This is a genomic window from Stenotrophomonas sp. 109824_Sma (assembly GCF_056480025.1).
This window is the reverse complement of sequence record NZ_CM151078.1, coordinates 4,735,001-4,755,609: the sequence shown is the minus strand read 5'-3', so window position 1 is coordinate 4,755,609 and position 20,609 is coordinate 4,735,001. Positions and strand designations below refer to the sequence as shown.

Below are 20,609 nucleotides of genomic sequence, written 5' to 3'. Positions count from 1 at the left end.
GACCCCGGCGCGGAGTCTGTGGACGCACAGGGTAGCGCGCTACGGCTGCGTCGCCGCACTCATCGCCAACCCCGGCGCCAATGCCTTGGCCTCCGGGAACAGCGCGAAGCGCAGGCCGATCAGGCCCATCAGCGCTTCGTCGCGCGCCTTGCACGCGGCCACGCTGCCGACCCGGCCCAGCGAGGTATCCAGCCGCTCGCGCAGCGCTTCGGCGGCCACAATCGGTTTGCGCGCGGCAATCTGCCGCCGGTAGTGCGCGGCGATCTCTTCCAGGATGTGCTCGACCGCTTCGCGGCTGCGCTCGGGCAGTTCCAATCGTGCGCGGCGCAGCTGCAGGATGTTCAGGCCGATGCGCGCTTCATTGAGCATGTCCACCGAGGCGATGTCGCTGCCCTCCGGCGTTGCCGCCAGGCGCGGGGCGAGCAGGCCCAGCAGGTCGAGCATGCGTGCGGCGAAGCGCTGGCGGTCCTGCTGGCCACGTCCTTCGGCGGCTTCGGCCAGCGTGGTCCAGCCCTGCCGCACCAGCCGGCGCGCGGTCCACTCGGCACCCACCGAACGGAACAGGCGGGTCATCACCACCGCAAAGCCAATGCCGATGAACATCGCGATCGACGAGTTGAGGAAGGTCTGGATGTTGGCGCTATAGGTGTTCTGCAGACTCAGCAGCGCGGCCAGATTCACCGTCAGCGGCAGCGCGAACAGCGCGCTCTTGGGGTGGTGCAGCATCAGCCCCAGTGGCAGGAACACCACTGCCAGCACCAGTGCCAGCAGGCCGAAGTCGTGCACCGCGGGGAACACACCGAACAGGTACACACCGGCCACCACCGAGGCGACCATCGCCCACACCAGGAACGACACCATGCTCGGTGCCGGGTCGTCCTGCGCGGCGAAGAACGCGGCGGTTACCGCGGCCATCATCGCGCCGTTGCCACCACCTTCCCAACCCAGCGCGATCCACAGCACGCAATAGCTCATCAGCGCCACGCCGGCACTGAGCGCGGAAAACAGCGCCATGCCGTAGTCGACGTGCTTGTCAGCGGCCACGCGCTCGGTGCGGATGCGGTAGTGCGCGCGGTCCAGCGGCGCGGTGCCGTGGTCGATCGCGTGCTGCAGCGTGCGGCAGTCCTGCCACAGGTCCACCAGCTCTTCCAGGCGCAGCAGCAGGCTGGCCAGTTGCAGGTGCTGCAGGTCGCGGTCCACCTGCGGCTTCAGTGCGCTGATGCGCGCGCGCAGGCGGGCGTATTCGCTGGCGTTGGTCGGGCCATCCAGCCAGTCGTGGATGTCATCGACCAGTGCCGGCAGCCCTTCCGGCAGGGCCTGGCCGTCGCTGCGCAGCGCACTCAGGCGGTCGGCAATCGACGACAGCACCGGCAACAGCAGCAGCATGCGCTCGCGCAGGCGCTCCATCGACACCGCCGAACCGGCATGGCGCGGATCATCGCGGCGCAGGAACTCGATCAGCGCCTCGAACTGCACCAGGTCGGCGGCCAGCCGGTTGCGCGGCGCATGCGCGCGGCCACGTTCAAGGATCTGCCGGCACCACTGCGCGGCGTCCTCCATCCAGTTGCCGATGCGCGCGCGCAGCATCGGGCGCACCGAGGCCGGGAACAGCAGCGAGGCGAACATCACCGCCACCACCGTGCCGAGGATGATCTCCTCGCTGCGTGCCACCACCGTGTCGAAGATGGTTTCCGGCGAGGTCACCGCCGGGAAGCCGATGAAGGCGGTGGTGTAGCCGGCCAGCAGGAACGCGTAGCCGCGCGGTCCGCGGTTGAGCAGGGCCATGAACAGGCAGCCGGCCAGCCAGATCGACATCGCCGCGCTCAGCACCAGCGGCGTTTCCACCAGCGCCGGCAGCACCAGCAGGGTGGCCAGGCCGGCCACCAGGGTGCCGACGATGCGGTACACGCCCTTGGCCCGGGTTGGGCCCAGCAGCGGCTGGCTGACGATGTACACCGTGCCCATCGCCCAGTACGGGCGCGACAGGTTGCCGGCCATGGCGATGTACAGCGCGGCCACCGCGGCCAGGTAGGTCTTGATCGAGAACAGCCAGGCCTGGCGGTCGGTCAGCGCGTTCATGGCTTACTTCGCTGCGGTCGAGGCGTTGGGCGCGGCGGCGCTGGCCTGCCAGCCACCACCCAGCACCAGGAACAGGTGGATCTGGTCGCGCGAGACCTGCGCTTCGGCGGCGGCCAGGGTGGCGTCGCTGGTGGCCAGGCTGCGGTCGGCATCCAGGCTGGACAGGTACGGCGTGCGGCCGCCCTGGTACAGCCGGCGGTTCTGCTCGGCGGCCAATGCGGCCTGTTCCTGCGCAGTGCGCAGCGACTGCAGCCGGCGCAGGTCCTGCGCGTAGCGGTCCAGCGCGGTCTGGGTCTCGCGCAGCGCCTGCAGCACGGTATGGTCGAACTCGGCCAGCGCTGCATCGGCACCCGCCTCGGCGGCGTGGATGCGTGCGTGGGTGCCGGACGACGGCAACGTCCACGAGATCAATGGGCCGATCGACCACTGCTGGGTCATCGGCGTGCCGAAGTCTTCCAGCAGGCCGGCGGCACCGAGCGAGGCCCCCAGGCGGATGTCCGGGTACAGCTCGGCGGTGGCCACGCCAATCCGTGCCGTGGCGGAGGCCAGCTTGCGCTCGGCCTGGCGCACGTCCGGGCGGCGCTGCAGCAGTGCGCGGCCATCACCGACCGGCAGCGGCTGCGCCAGGCTGGGCGCGTGTGCACAGTCGATCACGCCGGCCGGCAGCTGGCCCGGGGTCTGCCCGAGCAGCGCGGCCAGCGAATAGGCGGCCGCCGAACGCTGCGCGCGCAGCGGCGGCAATGCAGCTTCCAGCAGCGCCACCTGGGCATTGGCGCGGGCCAGCTCCGGCGGCGTGCCGCGACCGGCATCGATCAGGCGCTGGGTGACCGAACGGCTGCGCTGCTGCAGCTGCAGCGAATGCTCGGCCACGTGCAGCTCGTGGTTGGCGTGGCAGATCTCCAGGTAGCTGTCGGCCACCTGCGCGACCACGCTGACCTGGGCCAGGTCACGTGCTGCGGCAACCGACTGTTCGTCGGCTCGCGCCGCTTCGGCGCCGCGCTTGAGCTTGCCGAACAGGTCGAACTGGTAGCTGACCGCGAACTTGCCATCGGCCAGGTTGATCACCGGCAGCTCGTGTTCCTGCAGGAACGATTCGGCCGACAGCTGCGCGCGGCTGACCCCGGCCTCGGCCTCGTACTCGAAGCCACCGGCGTCCAGCGCCTGCTCGTACACCGCCGCCGCACGACGCAGGTGCGCATCGGCGGCCTTCAGTTCCACATTGTCACGCAGCGCCTGGGTGATCAGGCCATCCAGCACCGGGTCGTTGTACAGCGACCACCAGCGGTCGGGCAGCGCCTGGTTGGCGGCCACCTGTGGGTTCTGGGTATCGATGAAGGTCGCATTGGCCTGCGGGCGCTTGAACGCCGAGCCTTCCGGCAGCGCGTAATCCGGGCCAACGGTCCTGCATGCGGTCAGGCTGGCCAGCGCGACGATCAGGCCGAAACGGGGCAGGGCGGCGTTCACAGGCCCGCCTGTGTCGGCGCGGTGCCGGCCTTGTCGCTGTGCGGGTGGCGGCCGGTGTCCACGGTCACCGTGGCGGTGCGGCCGGCGATCAGTTCCACGCCCTTGGGTACTTCGTCGATGGCGATGCGCACCGGGATGCGCTGCGCCAGCCGCACCCAGTCGAAGGCCGGGGTCACGTTCGGCAGCAGGGTGCTGCCATTGCTGCGGTAGCGGTCCTCGATGCCGGCGGCGATGCTCTCGACATGGCCGCGCAGCGGCGCCGATTCACCCATCAGGCGGATGTCCACGCGCTGCCCCGGCGCCACGCCGCGCAGGCGGGTTTCCTCGAAGTAGCCATCGATGCGGAACGAGCCGGTATCCAGCAGCGCCAGCACCGGCTTGCCGGCCACCACGTAGTCGCCCACGCGCATGGTGCGGTCGTTGACCCGGCCATCGGCCGGTGCGCGCACCTCGGTGCGGCCCAGGTTGAGCTCGGCCAGGTCGACCGCGGCCTGCGCGGTGGCCAGCGCGGCCTGTGCGGCCTGCAGCTTGGCGCGGCGCACCTCGGCGTCCTCGGCGGCGACCAGGTCCTGCAGGCTGTGGTCACGGCCGATCTCGCGGCGCAGCTGTGCCACCGAGGCCTGGCGCTCTGCCAGGCTGGCACGGGCCTGCTCCAGCGCGATGCGGTAACGGGCGCGGTCGACCACGAACAGCAGATCGCCCTTCTTCACCGCCTGGTTGTCGGCCACCTGCACCGTTTCCACCAGCCCGGACACGTCCGGCGCCACCTGCACCACGTCGGCGCCGACATGGGCATCGCGGGTCCACGGCTCGTCCATGTAATAGACCCACAGCTGGCGCAGCACCAGCAGGGCGACGATCACGGCTGCGCTGGTGAGCAGCACCGGCAGGGTCTTCTTCACGATCTTGTTCACGATTGCATCCAACGCAGGAGGTGGAACAGCAGGCCAAGCACGATCCCGTACAGGGCCAGGTTGAACAGCGCCGGGTGCCATACATGGCGATAGGCGCCGGCACGCTGCAGCAGCGCGTGCAGGCCGCTGTTGACCAGATAGGCCAACAACATCAGCCCGAGCAGGGTCGGGACGAACACTCCGTGGAGACTGAATTCACCGGGCATCGGTAGGGGCGGGGGCGAGGTGGGGGAGGGGGAGGGGGAGGAACAACGAAACAACAGCAACGGGCAAAAGCCGCTGGCGTGTGCACGGCAGCGGCGGTATTCGGGGGCAGCGCTCTTACGTGATGCGGTCGGCGGCCTCGGCCAGCAGGCGCCATGCCTTCAGCACGGCGTGCAGTTCATCCATGGAAAGCTCGCCGAACACGTCCTGGCGCAGGCCGATCAACTGGTCTTCCAGCTCGCTGACCAGCGCGTGTCCCGCATCGGTCAGCCACAGCAGGTTGGCGCGGCGGTCGCTGGCGTCGCTCTCGCGGCGGACCAGGTCGCTGGCGCACAGCTTGTCCAGCAGGCGCACGAGGGAAGGACCCTCCATGCCCAGCTGCTGGGCCAGCGCCACCTGGCGGATGCCACCGCCGGAGCGGCCGATCATCAGCAGGGGCATGGTGCAGGCGGTGGAGATGCCGTAGCTGCCGAGCCGGCTGTCGGCCAGGCGCTGCCACTGCCGCCCTGCGTACAGCAGGCCGGAGCTGAGCTGCATCTGCAGCACGGTGCGCTCGTCGAGGGGTCGGTCCATAAGAGATAGATAGGATACTACTAATTTCATTCCTATCAATGAGTTTTTATGAATGGGCGGGATGTAGTGAGGAAAGCGTTGCGCCTGCTGGCTATCGGCTGGGGTGGCGGAGGGCCGGACGGGCCAGGGCACGCTGCAAGTACGTCCATGTAAGCTCGATCGGCGCATCCATGCGCCTCACGGCCCTGCCCCGTCCGGCCCTCCGCCACCCCGCCACATCCCGCGAGCGCGGTGGGTTGGCTCTTTAAAGGCAGAAGCAGATGCAGTGCGGACCAAGGTCCGCACCCACCAAAGCAGAAAAAACCACAGCAGCGGCGCGCTGCTTCCGAAGCCATGAACCCCAGCTTCTGACCCCGCTTTCAGGCGGTCCGGCCGCACCCGCAGGAAACCGTCAGGGAGTGGGAAGGGCGGCAGGGCAGGACCGTGAGGCGCATGGATGCGCCGACCGAGCCCCCACGGATGGGTTTACGGCGTGTCCTGCCCTGCCGCCCTTCCCGCTCCAAATCGATAGGAGTTCGGCGCCGCGCGTCACCCCCGATGAACCGTCCCAACAGGACGACCCACCCCCCGGTCGGGTACGATGCTCGCCCCCCGTTCGGGACGCTGTACGCAATGAGCAAGAACAACGAAAAGGCCGCCCCGCAGGGCGACGTGACCCAGGACCAGGCCGAGGATGCCGTGCGCACCCTGCTGCGCTGGGCCGGTGAGGACCCGTCCCGTGAAGGCCTGCTGGATACCCCCCGCCGCGTCGCCGAAGCCTATGGCGACTGGTTCAGCGGTTACCGCGACGACCCCCGCGCCTACATGGAGCGGACCTTCGAGGAAGTGGCCGGCTACGACGAACTGATCGTCCTGCGCGACATCGAGTACGAAAGCCACTGCGAACACCACATGGCGCCGATCATCGGCCGCGTGCACGTCGGCTACCTGCCGGCCGGCAAGGTGGTGGGCATCAGCAAGCTGGCCCGCGTCGTCGAAGCCTACGCCCGCCGTTTCCAGGTGCAGGAGAAGATGACCGCGCAGATCGCCCAGTGCATCCAGGATGTGCTGCAGCCGATCGGCGTCGGCGTGGTCGTCGAAGGCGCCCACGAATGCATGACCACCCGCGGCATCCACAAGCGCGGCGTCAGCATGGTCACCTCCAAGATGCTGGGCAGCTTCCGCGACGACGCGCGTACCCGCGCCGAGTTCCTGCGCTTCATCGAAGTGGGCGGCAAGCGCTGAGCCGCTTGCCCGCACCCCGCCGGCCGCTGCGGGCCGGCATGCCCACGGCTGCCCGCGCGGCCGCCGTGCGTGGCGGCTCGTCCCTGTCAGCCCAACAGACCTCTTTCGCTGCATGAAGCATCGCGAACGCATCTCCCGTTACCGCCATCTGCGCGAACAGCCCCAGTGGAAGCTGCTCGCCGCCGACCACGCTCCGGAAATCATCGGCCTGCTGCAGGGGCTGCTGATGGACGGCGAGCGCACGCTGTCCTCGTCGGTGCTCAACGAGCGCCTGCAACGCGCGCTGGACCAGCTCAACGGCGATGAACTGTCGCGCGACCTGCCGCGTACCGCGCAGGCCTACATCGCGCACTGGCTGGCCCAGGGCTGGCTGGAACGCCGCCTGCCCGAGGGCGCCGACCAGGAGCAGTACGAACTGTCGACCGCGGCGCTGCAGGCGATCCGCTTCGCAGATGGCCTCGAGCAGGCCCGCGTGGCCGCCACCGAAAGCCGCCTGGCGCTGGTCATCGAACAGCTCTCGCAGCTGGCAGCGCAGACCGAGTCGGACCCGGATGCACGCCTGTCGGCGCTGCGCGACGAGCGCGACCGCATCGACGCCGAGATCGCCCGCGTTGGTGCCGGCCGTGTGATCGCGCTGGATGGCAAGCGCGCGCTGGAACGTGCGCGCCAGATCATCGGCCTGGCCGACGAGCTGACCGAGGACTTCCGCCGCGTGCGCGACGACTTCGAGCAGCTCAACCGCGATTTCCGCGAACGCATCATCGACGATGAGGGCGAGCGCGGCGACGTGCTGTCGCAGCTGTTCGAAGGCGTGGACGTGATCGGCGAGAGCGATGCCGGCCGCAGCTTCCAGGCGTTCTGGCGACTGCTCAACGACGCCGAACAGAGCGCCCAGCTCGATGCTGCGCTGGAAGCGGTGCTGGCGCGTGGCTTCGCCCGCCGCCTGGACCGCAACGAACGCAACTTCCTGCGCGGCTTCACCAGCACCATGCTCGAGCGCGGTGGCCAGGTGCACGACGTGCTGCAGAACTTCGCGCGCAGCCTGCGCGGCTTCGTGCAGAGCCGTGGCTACCTGGAACAGCGCCGCCTCAACCAGCTGCTGAAGCAGGCGCAGTCCGAAGCGCTGGCGCTGCGCGACGAGTTCCCCGCACAGCGCGGCATCGGCCGTGACCTGCAGCTGACCACCAGCCGCCTGCGTTCGTGGTCGCAGTGGAAGCTGCACGATCCACGCAGTGCCCAGGTCGATGGCAACGTCGAGTACAACGACGCGGCCGCGATCAGCCTGGAGAGCGTCGGCGACCTGGTCGCTTCGTCCGAAATCGACTTCCGCACCCTGCGCCGCGACCTGCACGACCTGCTCGATGCACAGCCGCGGCTCAGCATCGCCCAGGCCCTGTCGCAGCGCGAGGCGCCGCAGGGTCTTGGCAGCGTCATCGGCTACCTGTCGCTGGGCACGCGCTTCGGCAACGTGGTCGCCGGCGAGCAGGAGCTTGCGCAATGGCGTGGTGGCGACGGCCAGGTCCGTCGCGCCCGCATCCCGCTGGTTTGGTTCACCCAGGAGAGACGCCATGAGCTGGCATGAAGATCCCATCGACGCACCGCTGGCCGACGTGGCGGAAGACGCCTACGAGGCCGAGCCGGTGGCGACCGTGGCGCAGCCCCGCCGTGGCAACGACGTGTATTACCTGGGCGATACCGGGCGCCTGCCGCTGGATGCGCGCCGCGCGCTGTGCCAGCTGCTGATCGGCCCCAGCATCGACCAGCTGCGCCACGCCAAGCTGTGGCCGGCGCTGATCCGCAGCGAGGCGGCCATCCGTTCGTCACTGGCGGACCTGTTCCTGGAACTGGTGCTCGACCGCGACAGCGGCGTGGCCTTCACCCGCCAGGCCGACACGGAAGACGTTGATGCGCCGGTGCTGCTGCGTACCTCGCCGCTGACCTTCATCGATTCGGTGCTGCTGCTGTACCTGCGCCAGCAGCTGGCCGAGGCCGATGCGCGCGGCAACCGTGCGGTGGTTGCCGACGCCGAGATGGCCGAAGCGCTGGCCATCTACGAGAAGAACCTGTCCACCGACCGCGCCGGCTTCAACCGCCGCGTCGCTTCGGCGGTGCAGAAGATGAAGGACAACCACATCCTGACCCGCCTCAGCGGCCAGGAAGACCGCCACGAAGTCTCGCCGGCGCTGAAGCTGCTGTTCTCCGCCGAAGACGTGTCCCAGCTTTCGGCGGTCTACCGCCAGCTGCGCGAAACCCCGGCCGCCGAGGCCTGAGAGACCCGACCATCGCATGGCTATCTCCAAGCACACTCCCGCCCTGTTCAACGAAGGCCTGCCGGACCCGCGCCTGCAGCAGTTCCGCATGCGCCGCCTGCAGGTGCACAACTGGGGCACCTTCAACGGACTGACCGAAGTACCGATCGCCGAGCGCGGCTTCCTGTTCGTCGGCCGTTCCGGCTCGGGCAAGTCGACCCTGCTCGATGCCATGTCCGCGCTGCTGACGCCGCCGGCCATCGTCGACTTCAATGCCGCCGCGCGTGAAGCCGAGCGCAGTGGCCGCGACCGCAACCTGGTGTCCTATGTGCGTGGCGCATGGGCCGACCAGCAGGACAGCGGCACCGGCGAAATCGCCACCCAGTACCTGCGCAAGGGCGCGACCTGGACCGCACTGGTGCTGGAGTACCGCGCCGGCGATGGCCGCGTGGTCAGCCTGGTGCGCCTGTTGTGGATCTCCGGCAACGGCACCTCGGCCGGCGACGTGCGCAAGCACTACATGATCGCCGAGCGCCCGTTCGACATCGCCAAGGACCTCGGCGGCTTCGATCTGGACCTGCGCAAGCTCAAGCAGAAGCTGTCCGACCTGCACCACTTCGACACCTTCTCCGGCTACGCCGAGCGCTTCCGCGACCTGCTCGGCATCGACAACGAAATGGCACTGCGCCTGCTGCACAAGACGCAGTCGGCGAAAAACCTGGGCGACCTCAACGTCTTCCTGCGCGACTTCATGCTCGACACGCCGAAGACCTTCGACGCCGCCGAGCGCCTGGTCAGCGACTTCGCCGAGCTCGATGGCGCACACCAGGCCGTGGTCACCGCCCGTCGCCAGGTGGAAACCCTGCTGCCGGCACGCGCCTACTACAACGACCTGAAGGAAATGCACCGCCAGCGCGGCGACGACGAAGCGCTGAAGCTCGGCGTCGACAGCTTCCGCGAAAGCCGCCGCCAGGCGCTGATCGAAGCGCGCCTGCGCGAGATGGACGTGCGTGACCGTGGCCTGCTCGGCGAAGAGGCCCAGCGCCGCGCCGCGCTCGACAACCACACCGAGCGCCTGGCCGAACTGGAACTGCAGCGCCGCCAGCAGGGCGGTGAACGCATCGAGGAACTGGAACGCGAGCAGGGCCGCGCCGAAGCCGAGCGCGACCGCCGCAAGGCCAAGCGTGACCAGGCCCAGGAAGCGGCACAGCAGCTGCAGGCCGAACTGCCCGACGATGCCCATGGTTTCGCCGAGCTGGTCGAGCGTGCGCAGAACGAACTGCAGGACCGCCAGCGTGCCTCGGCGGCACTGGACGACGCGATCAGCGATCGCCTCGGCGGCAAGCGCGATGACGAGCGCCGCTTCGGTGAAGTGCGCAGCGAACTTGAAGCGATGCAGCGTACGCCGTCCAACATCCCGGCGCCGATGCAGAAGCTGCGCGCGCGCCTGGCTGAAGAAACCGGCATCGCCGAAGCGGCACTGCCGTTCGTTGGCGAGCTGATCCAGGTCCGCTCGGAAGAGCAGGGCTGGCAGGGCGCCATCGAACGCGTGCTGGGTGGATTCGCGCTGTCGCTGCTGGTCGATGACAAGCACTACAACGACGTCGCCGAGTGGGTGAACCGTACCCATCTGGGCATGCGCTTCACCTACTACCGCGTGCGCCGCAACGATGATGCGTTCGCGCGTGAACCGTCGGCCAAGTCGCTGCTGCACAAGCTGGAGCTGCGCGAGCACGTGTTCGAAAGCTGGCTGCGCCGCGAGCTCGGCAAGCGCTTCGACTACGAGTGCGTGGATGCCAAGCAGCTGCGCAACGTCGACCGCGGCATCACCCGCGAAGGCCAGGTCAAGCATCCGGGCGACCGTTTCGAGAAGGACGACCGCAGTGCGGTGGGCGACCGTCGTCGCTGGATCCTCGGCTTCAACAACCACGACAAGGTGGGCGCCTTCGAGCGCGAAGCACAGGAACTGGCCAAGCGCATCGCCAGCTGCGAGACCGACATCGCACGCCTGCGCGGCCAGCGCGACCGCGACAATGAGCGCCGCCTGGCCTGCCACGAGCTGGTCAGCATCAGCTGGAACGAGATCGACATCGCTGCCCCGCAGCAGCGCCTGAGCGATATCGAAGCGACTCTGCGCGACCTGCGTGAAGGCAACGCCGACCTCGCCAAGCTGGCCAAGCAGATCGACGCCGTGCGCGCCGACATCGAACAATCCCGCCGCACCTATGAAGACGTCCGTGTCGAGCGTGGCCAGCTGGTCAAGGAACGTGATCGCCTCGACCGCGCCCGCCAGCAGAGCCGTGCGCTGGTGCTGCCGAGCCTGGCCCAGGAGCAGGAAGCCGGGCTGGCCGAGCGCCTGCAGGAGCAGGGCCCGCTCAGCCTGGAAACGCTGGAAGCGCACATGCGCCAGGTCAGCAACGCGTTGAATGAGCAGCTGTCGTCCTCGCAGCAGGACCTCAACCGCATCGAGAACCAGCTGATCGGCTGCTTCCGTCGCTTCATCCAGCAGTGGCCGGAGGAATCGGGGGACTTCACCGTATCGGTGGCCTCGGCCGAGGACTTCCTTGCCCGCCTCGAACGCCTGGAGCGCGACGGCCTGCCGCAGCACGAAGAGCGCTTCTTCGATCTGCTGCAGAACCAGAGCAAGAACAACCTGCTGGCCCTGCAGCGCCACAGTGCAGAGGCCCGCAAGTCGATCGGCCAGCGCCTGGATGAAGTGAACGCCAGCCTGGAGCAGGTGCCGTTCAACCGTGGCACGCTGCTGACCATCGAACTGAGCGACCGCCGTCTGCCGGAAGTCGGTGAGTTCCACCTGCAGCTGCGCGAGGTGCTGTCGCAGCAGCAGACCGAGCAGCGCGAGCTGGCCGAATCGCAGTTCACCGTGCTGCGCCAGCTGGTCAACCGCCTGGGTTCGCAGGAAGGCGAGGACAAGCGCTGGCGCGAACTGGTGCTGGACGTGCGCATGCACGTGGAGTTCATCGGCGTCGAGCTGGATGCGGAAACGCGCCAGCAGGTCGAGATCTACCGCAGCGGTGCCGGCAAGTCCGGTGGCCAGCGCCAGAAGCTGGCCACCACCTGCCTGGCCGCGGCACTGCGCTACCAGCTCGGCGGCGCCGACAGCCAGCTGCCCAGCTACGCCGCGGTCGTGCTCGACGAAGCCTTCGACAAGGCCGACAACGAGTTCACCGCACTGGCGATGAACATCTTCGACAACTTCGGCTTCCAGATGGTGGTCGCCACTCCGCTGAAGTCGGTGATGACGCTGGAGCCGTTCATCGGTGGCGCCTGCTTCGTCGAAATCAGCGGCCGCCACGACTCCGGCGTGCTGCTGATCGAGTACGACGAAGAAGGCAAGCGCCTGAAGCTGCCCGAGCGCAGCCGCCAGCAGGCCAACGAACCGGAAGAAGCGGAGGCCTGACCCGGCCGATCGAATGGGAATGCCGGCCAGCGGCCGGCACTACCCATGGGCGGGGTTCATGACCCGGTAGTGCCGGCCGTTGGCCGGCAACCGCATTCACGCGCCACGGAACGTATCCCACGCCATCCGCGCGATCAGCACCACCACCAGCCCCACGAACAGCTTGCGGATGAACGGCGTACCGCCCTTCAGTGCCAACCGCGTGCCCACCACCGAACCGATGATGTTGGCCGCCGCCATCGGCAGCGCGAACAGCCACAGGATGTTGCCGGTCGGTACGAAGAACGAGATCGCCGCAACATTCGTCGCCAGGTTCACCACCTTCGACGCGGCCGACGCGCGCAGGAAATCCAGGCCGAAGAAGCGCACGAACAGGAAGATCAGGAAGCTGCCGGTGCCCGGCCCGAAGAAGCCGTCGTAAAAGCCGATTGCCGCACCGATCGCCAGCGCGATCGCCAGTTCGCGGCGGCCGATCTCCTGTGGCCGGTGCAGCGCGCCGAAGTCCTTTTTCCACAGCGTGTAGGCCAGCATCGCGATCAGCAGCACCAGCACCAGTGGGCGCACCGCGTCCTTGGGCAGCAGGCTCACCGCGGTGGCCCCAGCGAAGGAGAAGATGAAGGCGGTGCCGGCCGCGAACAGCACCGGCTTCCACGGGAAGCGCACGTTGCGCGCATAGCGCCAGGCGGCCGCGCCGGTACCGAACATCGAACTGAACTTGTTGGTACCGAACAGCATCGCCGGCGTCTGCTGCGGCAGCACCGTGAACAGGCCGGGCAGCTGCACCAGGCCGCCGCCACCCACGGCGGCATCCACAAGACCGGCGATGAAGGCGATCACCACCAGCCACCACAACTCAGGGGGAACCAGTTCCAGCACGGCGATCAATCAAGGTGGGGGCGCGACAGCATACGCCTGTCCTGCTTCAGCTGGCCCGTGCCGCGCGTGGATCAATCCGCACAACCCGGCGACAATGCCGGCATGAGCCGAAAACCCGCCGATCCCTGCCCCTGTGGCCTGCCTGCCGACTACGCCGCCTGCTGCGGCCGTTTCCACGCCGGTGAGGCCGCACCCGATGCCGAGCATCTGATGCGTTCGCGCTACAGCGCGTATGTGCGGGGCCTGGCCGACTACCTGCGCCAGACCTGGCACCCGGACACGCGTCCGGCCGAGCTGTCACTGGATGAAGCACCCGGCCAGCGCACGCATTGGCTGGGCCTGACCGTGCACGAGCACACCGTCACCGGTGCCGACAGCGCCGACGTCCGCTTCACCGCGCGCTACCGCATCGGCGGCGGCAGCGCGGTGAAGATGACCGAGCACAGCCGCTTCCAACGCATCGACGGCCGCTGGTACTACCTCGACGCGGTCTGAGCCCTACGCGCTGCGCGCAGCCAGCACGCGCTGGCCGCCGTGCGCGCGCACCTGGTTGCGGCCGCCGTCCTTGGCCACATACAGGGCCTGGTCGGCGGCCTTGACCACCGCCATTGGCCGCGGATCCACGCGGCTGTCGGCCAGCCCGATGCTCACCGTCACCTGCACCACCTGGCCGCTGCCACCGCGTCCGCGCTGCTGTCGGCCGGCTTCGTCGTCACGGCTGCGGGTGCTGCGATCGCGCAGCTGCATGCGGGTGTCCTCGATGCTCTGCCGCAATGCTTCCACGGCATCGACACAGGCCGCCGCCGGGCGGTCCAGGAACACCACCGCGAACTCCTCGCCGCCATAGCGGAACGCACGGCCACCGTCGCCCACCCGCGCCAGCCGCGAGGCCACCAGGCGCAGCACATCGTCGCCGGTGTCGTGGCCATGGGTGTCGTTGAATGATTTGAAGTGGTCCACGTCCACCATTGCGATGCTGTAGGTGCCACGCGCCCGCTGCAGGGTCTCGTTGAATGCACGTCGCCCCGGCAGGCCGGTCAACTCATCGCGGAAGGCCATGTGGAAGGACTCCTGCAGCATCGCGCCCAGCATCAGCAGCAGGGCGGCACTGCTCAGCGCTGGCAGCAGCACCGGCTGCAGGAAGATCCGCGGCAGCATCCACCACAGGCACAACAGGGCCAGCAGCATCGCCGTGTGCAGTGGCCGCGGATGCCGCCACGCCTGCCAGCCCAATGCTGCGGTTGCCAGCAGGAACAGCAGCGCCGGCAGCTGCGCCAACGCGTTCCAGTCGGCGGGAATCCAGGCCCAGTGACGGTTCGACAGCAGATCGTGCATGCCCTGCGGCTGCTGTGCCGCCAGCAGCAGGAAGATCACCAGCGCTGCGCCGCACACCACGCTGCGCAGCAGCAGGTCCTGGCGTCGGCGTCCGCGTTCCGGCCACAGCGCCAGTCCCGCGAACAGCAGCGGCACCCACGCCGAGATCGCGTGGAAGCGCAGCGGGGTCAGGGCGTCGACATGGCCGCTGCGCAGGTAGCCACCGACGTCCCGGTGCAGCAGCGCGAACACCACTGCCACCACCAGCAGCAGGCACAGCGTGCGCATCTGGTGGTAAAGCAGCGCCAGGCCCGCGCCGAGGCAGGCCAGCAGCCAGGGCAGGATGCGCTGGCCCGGGCTGGCCACATCCTCGGTGCCCAGCGCCATCCACAGCACCAGGACGACCAGCACGGCGGGCAGCACGAACAGGTAATGCGCAGGCTGGCGGAGCGGATGCAGGGGCACGCAGTAAGTCCAGTGCGGTGACGATGCGGCCGCAACATTGCCGTTAGCGGCGTCCCCACGCGCTTCTTGAATGGGCGCGCCCGCTGTCATGTGAACGTGGTGGTGCGGTGCCATGACGTCGCACTCACCGTCCTGCGCCGATGCTGCCCGCATGGACAGCGCACCCGCCGCCGTCGCTGCCCCGCAGCGCGATCTCGCCCGCCGCTTTGCACAGGTGCGGGCGCGCAGCCTGCAGCTGGCCGCGCCGCTCAGTGCGGAGGACGCCATGCTGCAGAGCATGGCCGACGCCAGTCCCAGCAAATGGCACCTGGCCCATACCACCTGGTTCTTCGAGCGCTTCGTGCTGGCCGGTTTCGCCACCACGCCGGCGCATGACCCGGCCTGGGACTACCTGTTCAACAGTTACTACAAGAGCATCGGCCCGGCGCATGCGCGGCCGCAGCGCGGGCTGCTGTCGCGGCCCTCGTTGCAGCAGGTGCGCGACTACCGGCAACAGGTCGACCTGCAGGTGAAGTCACGGCTGGCGGCGGGTGACCTTGATGAGCAGGCGATGAATCACCTGCAGCTGGGATTGCAGCATGAACAACAGCACCAGGAACTGTTGCTGACCGACATCAAGCATGCGTTCTGGTGCAATCCACTGCAGCCACCGTATCGCGAAGACCTGCAACCCGTCGCCAGCACCGCGACGCCGCAGGGCTGGATCGAATCGCCCGAACGCATCGTCACCGTCGGTGCCGCGGCATGGCCCCGGCACGCCGCCTTCGCCTACGACAACGAATCGCCGCCGCACCGTGTGCTGCTGCCCGCGCATGCGCTGGCCGAACGCCCCGTCAGCAATGCCGAGTACCGCACCTTCATCGAGGCGGGGGGGTACCGCGAGCCGCGCTGGTGGCTCAGCGAAGGCTGGGCGCTGCGTGAAGCCGAAGGCTGGCAGCACCCCCTGTACTGGGATGATGCCCTGCAGCGCGAGTACACCCTGGGGGGGTGGCGCGAGCTGGATCCGCATGCGCCGGTCTGCCACCTCAGCTACTACGAGGCCGATGCCTGCGCCCGCTGGGCCGGTGCGCGCCTGCCCAGCGAGTTCGAGTGGGAAGCTGCCGCCGCGTCGCAGCCCCTGCGCGGCCACTTTGCCGATGACGATCACCTGCACCCGCAGGCCGGGCAGGGTAGCGGACTGCGGCAGCTGTTCGGTGATGTCTGGGAATGGACCGCCAGCGCCTATGGCGCCTACCCGGGCTTCCGCCCCTTTGACGGCAACCTCGGCGAATACAACGGCAAGTTCATGTGTGGCCAGTGGGTGCTGCGCGGCGGCAGCTGTGCCACGCCCCGCGACCACGTGCGCGCCAGCTACCGCAATTTCTTCATGCCGCCGGCGCGCTGGCAGTTCTCCGGGTTGCGCCTGGCCAGGGACCTCACATGAGCACGGTGCATGACGCGCTGCAGGCGCTGACCGACCTGACCCCCAGCCGGCAGCAGATCCTGGCCGATGCGGTGGCCGGCCTGTCACGCGCATCGCGGCAGCTGCCCTCCAAGTACTTCTACGATGCCCGCGGCTCGCGTCTGTTCGAACAGATCACCCAGACCCGCGAGTACTACCCCACCCGCACCGAGCTGGCGCTGCTGGCCCGGGTGCTGCCCGATATCGCGCGCGTGGTCGGCCCGCGCCTGCACGTGGTGGAGCTGGGCAGCGGCAGTGGCCGCAAGACTGCGTTGCTGCTGGCTGCGCTGCAGGATCCGGTGGCCTATACCCCGATCGAGATCTCGCGGGCGGCCCTGCTGTCCAGCATCGACCATCTGGCACCCGCGCTGCCCGAGGTCGAGATGCTGCCGGTCTGCGCCGACTTCACCCGCGCCGTCGCCGTGCCCACGCCCGAGCGCGTGCCGGCCCGTCGCCTGCTGTTCTTCCCCGGTTCCACACTGGGCAATTTCGCCGACGAGGATGCCGTCGCGCTGCTGCGGGCGATGCGCCAGACCATGGGCCGCGACGGCCTGGCCCTGGTCGGCATCGACCTGCACAAGGACCCGACGCTGATCGAGGCGGCCTACAACGATGCGCAGGGTGTCACCGCAGCATTCACCCTCAACCTGCTGGCCCGCCTCAATCGCGAGATCGGCAGCGATTTCGATCTCGACGGATTCCGCCACCGCGCCCGTTACAGCACCGCACGGCTGCGCATCGAAACCGACCTGGTCAGCCAGTGGGCGCAGGACGTCCACCTGGATGGCCGCACCTTCCACTTTGCTGCCGGTGAACCCATCCGCGTCGAGTACAGCCACAAGTACACCGATGACAGCTTCGACGCGCTGTTGCAGCAGGCGGGCCTGCAGGTCGCGCAGCGCTGGGATGCCGAAAGCCCCGCCTATGGCCTGCGCCTGCTGCGCGCTGCCTAGGGTGGGCGGCCAGCCGTTGCCCCTTCAGGTTCGGCCGCACCGCTGCCCCTAAGATGGCCGTGCAACGGCAACACGGAGGACGCCATGCCCATTCTGACCACGCTCGGCCTGGCGGCCGCCCTCGCGTCGACGCCGACGCTGCCTGCGGCCCCCGCCGCCAGCATCGATCCGGCATTCAGCCGCTGCCTGGCGGGCCTGCAGGCCACCGCCGCGACCCAGGGCATCAGCGCTGAGCGATTCAACGGGATCACCGCCGGACTCACGCCGGATCCGAGCGTGCTCGGGCTGTTGGACGCACAACCGGAATTCACCACGCCGATCTGGGATTACCTGGCCGCGCTGGTCGACCGCCAGCGCGTCGATGATGGCCGCACCCTGCTGCAGCAACATCGCGATCTGCTCGATCGCGTCTCCGCACAGTACGGCGTCGATCCGGCCACCATCGTCGCGGTCTGGGGGGTGGAGAGCGACTATGGCCGTGTCTTCGGCAAGCGCCCGCTGCTGCAGTCGCTGGCCACGCTGTCCTGTGCCGGCCGCCGCCAGGCCTTCTTCCGGGGCGAACTGCTGGCGCTGCTCAAGCTGATCGACCGCGGCGACCTGCAGGCCCAGGGTCTCACCGGTTCCTGGGCCGGCGCCTTCGGGCATACGCAGTTCATGCCCAGCACCTACGCACGTATCGCGGTCGATGGTGATGGCGATGGCCGCCGCGATCTGGTCGGCAGCATTCCCGACGCGCTGGCGTCCACCGCCAATTACCTCAAGCGGGCCGGCTGGCGCAGTGGCGAACCGTGGGGCATGGAAGTACGGGTTCCCGCCGGCTTCAACGCCAGCCAGGCGGGCCGCACCCAGCGCCGGGCCCTGGCCGATTGGCGCGCGCAGGGCGTGACTGCGCTGGATGGCAGCGTGCTGGCGCCGCCCAACCTGCCGGCCGACGCGCGTGCCGCCCTGCTGCTGCCGGCGGGCATCAAGGGCCCGGCACTGCTGGTGTTCCGCAACTACGACGCGATCTACAGCTACAACGCTGCCGAAAGCTATGCGCTGGCGATTGCCACCCTGGCCGACCAGCTGCGTGGCGACACCGGCCTGGCCACCGCCTGGCCGACCGATGATCCCGGCATCGGCCGCGATGAACGCCGCCAGCTGCAGACCCTGCTGCTGGCCCGGGGCCACGACATCGGCAGCGCCGACGGCATGATCGGCACCGCCACCCGTCGCGCGATCCAGGCCGAGCAGCAGCGCCTGGGCTGGGCCAATGCGGATGGGCGCGCCGGCCAGCGCATCCTGCGCGCATTGCAGCAGGAGGCAGCAGCAGGGGCGCCTGCCACCCGCTAGACCTTGCCGATCGCAGGCTGGCCGCGACATCATCGCCGCGGTCTTCAAGGAGCGTCATCGCATGCAGTCGAACCCGGACGTCAGCACCGGCCTGTACCACGGGCTCGAGGCCTGGCAGGTACGCACCCCCAGCGCCACCGCGGTCATCAGCGTGTTCGGCGGACAGCTGCTGTCGTTCATTCCAGAGGGGCAGCCGGACCTGCTGTGGCTGTCGCCGAAACGTGCCGGGCTGCCCACGCCGATCCGGGGTGGCGTCCCAGTGTGCTGGCCGTGGTTCGGTCGCCAGGGCCAGCGCGATGACGTGCCGGCACACGGCCTGGTGCGCACCGCGCGCTGGGAACTGCTGCAGGCCCGCCAGGGCGATGACGGTGAGCTGGAGCTGCAGCTGGCGCCCCTGTCGATTGCCGAATGTGGCCTGCGCCTGCAGATGCAGCTGCGCATCGGTCGCCAGCTGCACCAGCAGCTGACCACCGAGAACACCGGCACGTCCCCGGTGACCTTCACCCAGGCCCTGCACAGCTACTTCCGGGTAGGCGATGCCCGTCGTGTCGAGGTCGATGGCCTCGATGGCCTGCACTATCTGGACAAGTACGAGGACTACACGCAGCTGCACCAGCAGCAGGGGCCCTGGTCGCTGCGTGACCCGCGCGATCCGGGGCGAAGCGACCGCATCTATACCGGTGCCGGCGGCCACTACGTGCTGCGCGATCCCGTCCTGCAGCGGCGGATCGAGATCCGCAGCGAAGGCAGCCAGACCCTGGTGGCCTGGAATCCGGGCGCGGCGGCGGCGGCGAAGATGGCCGATGTCGGCGACGGTTGGCACGACTACGTGTGCCTGGAAGTGGCCAATGCTGGGCCAGAGCAGATTACCCTTGCACCCGGCGCGCGCCACCAGCTGGTGCAGGTGCTGGTTAGTGAACCGCTGCAGGACGTAGCGGGATGTTCAGAGTAACGATGGGATCGACAGGAATGGATGGCATGCAGGACGCACAGTGGTGGTACGCCAACAGCAAGCAGAGCGAAGGGCCGGTGGACCTGGCCGGGCTGCGCCGCCTGCAGCAGGACGGCACCGTAACCGCCCGTACGCTGATGTGGCGGGAAGGAATGGCATCGTGGCGGCCGTTGGCCGAGCTGGATCCTTCGGTGACGCCGATGGAACCGACCCCGCCGCCGGTTGAACCGGTGCAGGCCGTCAGCGGCGGTGACGCACCGACCGCTGATCCGTCCGACCCCTATCGTGCGCCGGCTGCTTCGCCGGTAGCAGCGGCCGCGCCGCAGCTGGAAGGCGACATCGCCTTGTACGCCGCCGTGGTCGGCGGCAACTTCCCGATCTATCGACAGCGCTGGCGGCTCGACCAGGGTGTTGCCGACGGCAACGGCACCTGGCACTGGCCGGCGTTCCTGATCGGCGTGATCTGGATGGTGTACCGCAGGATGTACCGGCTGGCGGCGATCTGGGCCGGCATGCTGGTGTTCTTCAGCATCGCCGAGGCGTTGCTGGGCGTTCCGGAAGGCGTGTCGATGGTCATCACCTTTGTCATCAACATCACCGCCGCGGTGTATGCCAATCGCTGGTACCTGGCGCATTGCCAGCACGAGATCGCCCGTGCCCGTGCGCTGGCCGGAGACGACGAGCCACGCCTGCGCAGCGAGCTGGCCAGGCGGGGTGACACCAATGCACTGGCAGCGGCGGTGGTGGCCATCGCCGTCGTTGTGGTGATGCTGGTGGGGCAGGTGATGGCAGGCTGAGGCCGGAGCGGCTTCAGATTCACCGGTGGCTGCCGCTACCGCGGGATCATCCCGGGCAAGGAATCGCCGACATGAATCATCTGGATACCCCGCCGGTTTCCCCGGCGGACGACAATCCCTATCTCGCGCCCGCCGCAGAGGTGGGAGACGCGCCTGCTTCGTCCGACGCGGACTACCTGAACCTCCTCGTGGGCCCCAACGCGGCGCTCTACCGCCAGCGCTGGCACCTGGACAGCCCGGTGCCGAAGCCGCCGCGGCCGTGGCACTGGCCCGCCTTCCTGGTGCCGACCTACTGGCTGCTGCACCGGAAGATGTACCTGGCGGCCATCCTGTTCGAACTGGTCCTGTTCGGCA

General features: G+C 68.8%; 18 protein-coding genes (1 of these 18 cut by a window edge). 11 read left to right on the top strand and 7 right to left on the bottom strand.

Annotated features, from left to right (window positions below; translation table 11 throughout):
- Positions 1 to 39: 39 nt before the first annotated feature.
- The 5 genes from ACZK1G_RS22240 to ACZK1G_RS22220 all read right to left on the bottom strand — a co-directional run bounded on the left by ACZK1G_RS22240 (position 40) and on the right by ACZK1G_RS22220 (position 5,234).
- Complete coding sequence (locus ACZK1G_RS22240) at positions 40 to 2,079, bottom strand: FUSC family protein (protein ID WP_101766340.1); 2,040 nt, start codon at positions 2,077 to 2,079, stop codon at positions 40 to 42.
- Between the two features lie 3 nt (positions 2,080 to 2,082).
- Positions 2,083 to 3,543 carry an efflux transporter outer membrane subunit gene (locus ACZK1G_RS22235; RefSeq protein ID WP_101766339.1) on the bottom strand — a complete coding sequence of 487 codons (1,461 nt, stop codon included), beginning with the start codon at positions 3,541 to 3,543 and terminating at the stop codon, positions 2,083 to 2,085.
- The gene (locus ACZK1G_RS22230) at positions 3,540 to 4,457 is read right to left on the bottom strand and encodes an efflux RND transporter periplasmic adaptor subunit (protein ID WP_197621987.1); all 918 of its coding nucleotides are present in this window, start codon (positions 4,455 to 4,457) and stop codon (positions 3,540 to 3,542) included. Before ACZK1G_RS22230 ends, ACZK1G_RS22235 begins: the two co-directional genes overlap by 4 nt.
- Entirely contained in the window at positions 4,454 to 4,663 is a 210-nt protein-coding gene (locus ACZK1G_RS22225) for a DUF1656 domain-containing protein (RefSeq protein ID WP_010487502.1), read from the bottom strand. Before ACZK1G_RS22225 ends, ACZK1G_RS22230 begins: the two co-directional genes overlap by 4 nt.
- Before the next feature lie 115 nt (positions 4,664 to 4,778).
- The gene (locus ACZK1G_RS22220; RefSeq protein ID WP_012481667.1) at positions 4,779 to 5,234 is read right to left on the bottom strand and encodes a MarR family winged helix-turn-helix transcriptional regulator; all 456 of its coding nucleotides are present in this window, start codon (positions 5,232 to 5,234) and stop codon (positions 4,779 to 4,781) included.
- 612 nt (positions 5,235 to 5,846) lie between these two features.
- On the opposite strand from ACZK1G_RS22220, the gene folE reads away from it, so the two are divergent.
- The 4 genes from folE (at position 5,847) to ACZK1G_RS22200 (ending at position 12,125) form a co-directional block, all read left to right on the top strand.
- Positions 5,847 to 6,458, top strand: a complete 612-nt coding sequence (folE, locus tag ACZK1G_RS22215) for a GTP cyclohydrolase I FolE (protein WP_004141296.1) — start codon at positions 5,847 to 5,849, stop codon at positions 6,456 to 6,458.
- 112 nt (positions 6,459 to 6,570) lie between these two features.
- Positions 6,571 to 8,040, top strand: a complete 1,470-nt coding sequence (locus ACZK1G_RS22210; protein ID WP_014039010.1) for a DUF3375 domain-containing protein — start codon at positions 6,571 to 6,573, stop codon at positions 8,038 to 8,040.
- Positions 8,027 to 8,728, top strand: a complete 702-nt coding sequence (locus ACZK1G_RS22205) for a DUF4194 domain-containing protein (protein ID WP_049446862.1) — start codon at positions 8,027 to 8,029, stop codon at positions 8,726 to 8,728. Before ACZK1G_RS22210 ends, ACZK1G_RS22205 begins: the two co-directional genes overlap by 14 nt.
- A 16-nt stretch (positions 8,729 to 8,744) precedes the next feature.
- Positions 8,745 to 12,125 carry an ATP-binding protein gene (locus tag ACZK1G_RS22200; RefSeq protein ID WP_049446864.1) on the top strand — a complete coding sequence of 1,127 codons (3,381 nt, stop codon included), beginning with the start codon at positions 8,745 to 8,747 and terminating at the stop codon, positions 12,123 to 12,125.
- Between the two features lie 96 nt (positions 12,126 to 12,221).
- Here ACZK1G_RS22200 and ACZK1G_RS22195 read toward each other — a convergent pair whose 3' ends face one another.
- Positions 12,222 to 13,001 carry a sulfite exporter TauE/SafE family protein gene (locus ACZK1G_RS22195; RefSeq protein WP_032960169.1) on the bottom strand — a complete coding sequence of 260 codons (780 nt, stop codon included), beginning with the start codon at positions 12,999 to 13,001 and terminating at the stop codon, positions 12,222 to 12,224.
- Positions 13,002 to 13,103: 102 nt separating this feature from the next.
- Here ACZK1G_RS22195 and ACZK1G_RS22190 point away from each other — a divergent pair, with 102 nt between their 5' ends.
- Entirely contained in the window at positions 13,104 to 13,496 is a 393-nt protein-coding gene (locus ACZK1G_RS22190; RefSeq protein ID WP_075675803.1) for a YchJ family protein, read from the top strand.
- A gap of 3 nt (positions 13,497 to 13,499) precedes the next feature.
- Here ACZK1G_RS22190 and ACZK1G_RS22185 read toward each other — a convergent pair whose 3' ends face one another.
- Positions 13,500 to 14,780 (bottom strand): GGDEF domain-containing protein, encoded by a 1,281-nt coding sequence (locus tag ACZK1G_RS22185; protein WP_101766337.1) that lies wholly within the window; start codon positions 14,778 to 14,780, stop codon positions 13,500 to 13,502.
- Positions 14,781 to 14,931: 151 nt separating this feature from the next.
- Between ACZK1G_RS22185 and egtB the strand changes: the two genes are divergently transcribed.
- The 6 genes from egtB to ACZK1G_RS22155 form a co-directional block, all read left to right on the top strand.
- Entirely contained in the window at positions 14,932 to 16,203 is a 1,272-nt protein-coding gene (egtB, locus tag ACZK1G_RS22180; RefSeq protein WP_101766336.1) for an ergothioneine biosynthesis protein EgtB, read from the top strand.
- Positions 16,200 to 17,174 (top strand): L-histidine N(alpha)-methyltransferase, encoded by a 975-nt coding sequence (gene egtD / locus ACZK1G_RS22175; RefSeq protein WP_197621988.1) that lies wholly within the window; start codon positions 16,200 to 16,202, stop codon positions 17,172 to 17,174. The genes egtB and egtD overlap by 4 nt, the downstream gene beginning before the upstream one ends.
- Positions 17,175 to 17,258: 84 nt before the next feature.
- Positions 17,259 to 18,506: a lytic murein transglycosylase gene (locus ACZK1G_RS22170; RefSeq protein ID WP_101766334.1), complete on the top strand. Its 1,248-nt coding sequence runs from the start codon at positions 17,259 to 17,261 to the stop codon at positions 18,504 to 18,506.
- Positions 18,507 to 18,567: 61 nt separating this feature from the next.
- Positions 18,568 to 19,458 carry a D-hexose-6-phosphate mutarotase gene (locus ACZK1G_RS22165; protein ID WP_049446877.1) on the top strand — a complete coding sequence of 297 codons (891 nt, stop codon included), beginning with the start codon at positions 18,568 to 18,570 and terminating at the stop codon, positions 19,456 to 19,458.
- Between the two features lie 26 nt (positions 19,459 to 19,484).
- A complete protein-coding gene (locus ACZK1G_RS22160; RefSeq protein WP_049447057.1) occupies positions 19,485 to 20,255 on the top strand; it encodes a GYF domain-containing protein in 771 nt (256 codons plus the stop codon).
- Positions 20,256 to 20,326: 71 nt separating this feature from the next.
- Positions 20,327 to 20,609, top strand: partial view of a DUF2628 domain-containing protein gene (locus ACZK1G_RS22155; protein ID WP_049446880.1) — the 5' portion only. It continues 263 nt past the right edge of the window; only the first 283 of its 546 coding nucleotides appear in the window; its start codon is at positions 20,327 to 20,329; its stop codon lies off the right edge, out of view.

Bases quoted from the DNA above. Each gene is read 5' to 3' on its own strand.
- ACZK1G_RS22240 (WP_101766340.1), bottom strand. From the start codon at position 2,079: ATGAACGCGCTGACCGACCGCCAGGCCTGGCTGTTCTCGATCAAGACC.
- ACZK1G_RS22225 (WP_010487502.1), bottom strand. From the start codon at position 4,663: ATGCCCGGTGAATTCAGTCTCCACGGAGTGTTCGTCCCGACCCTGCTC.
- ACZK1G_RS22220 (WP_012481667.1), bottom strand. From the start codon at position 5,234: ATGGACCGACCCCTCGACGAGCGCACCGTGCTGCAGATGCAGCTCAGC.
- folE (WP_004141296.1), top strand. From the start codon at position 5,847: ATGAGCAAGAACAACGAAAAGGCCGCCCCGCAGGGCGACGTGACCCAG.
- ACZK1G_RS22210 (WP_014039010.1), top strand. From the start codon at position 6,571: ATGAAGCATCGCGAACGCATCTCCCGTTACCGCCATCTGCGCGAACAG.
- ACZK1G_RS22205 (WP_049446862.1), top strand. From the start codon at position 8,027: ATGAGCTGGCATGAAGATCCCATCGACGCACCGCTGGCCGACGTGGCG.
- ACZK1G_RS22200 (WP_049446864.1), top strand. From the start codon at position 8,745: ATGGCTATCTCCAAGCACACTCCCGCCCTGTTCAACGAAGGCCTGCCG.
- ACZK1G_RS22190 (WP_075675803.1), top strand. From the start codon at position 13,104: ATGAGCCGAAAACCCGCCGATCCCTGCCCCTGTGGCCTGCCTGCCGAC.
- egtB (WP_101766336.1), top strand. From the start codon at position 14,932: ATGGACAGCGCACCCGCCGCCGTCGCTGCCCCGCAGCGCGATCTCGCC.
- egtD (WP_197621988.1), top strand. From the start codon at position 16,200: ATGAGCACGGTGCATGACGCGCTGCAGGCGCTGACCGACCTGACCCCC.
- ACZK1G_RS22170 (WP_101766334.1), top strand. From the start codon at position 17,259: ATGCCCATTCTGACCACGCTCGGCCTGGCGGCCGCCCTCGCGTCGACG.
- ACZK1G_RS22165 (WP_049446877.1), top strand. From the start codon at position 18,568: ATGCAGTCGAACCCGGACGTCAGCACCGGCCTGTACCACGGGCTCGAG.
- ACZK1G_RS22160 (WP_049447057.1), top strand. From the start codon at position 19,485: ATGCAGGACGCACAGTGGTGGTACGCCAACAGCAAGCAGAGCGAAGGG.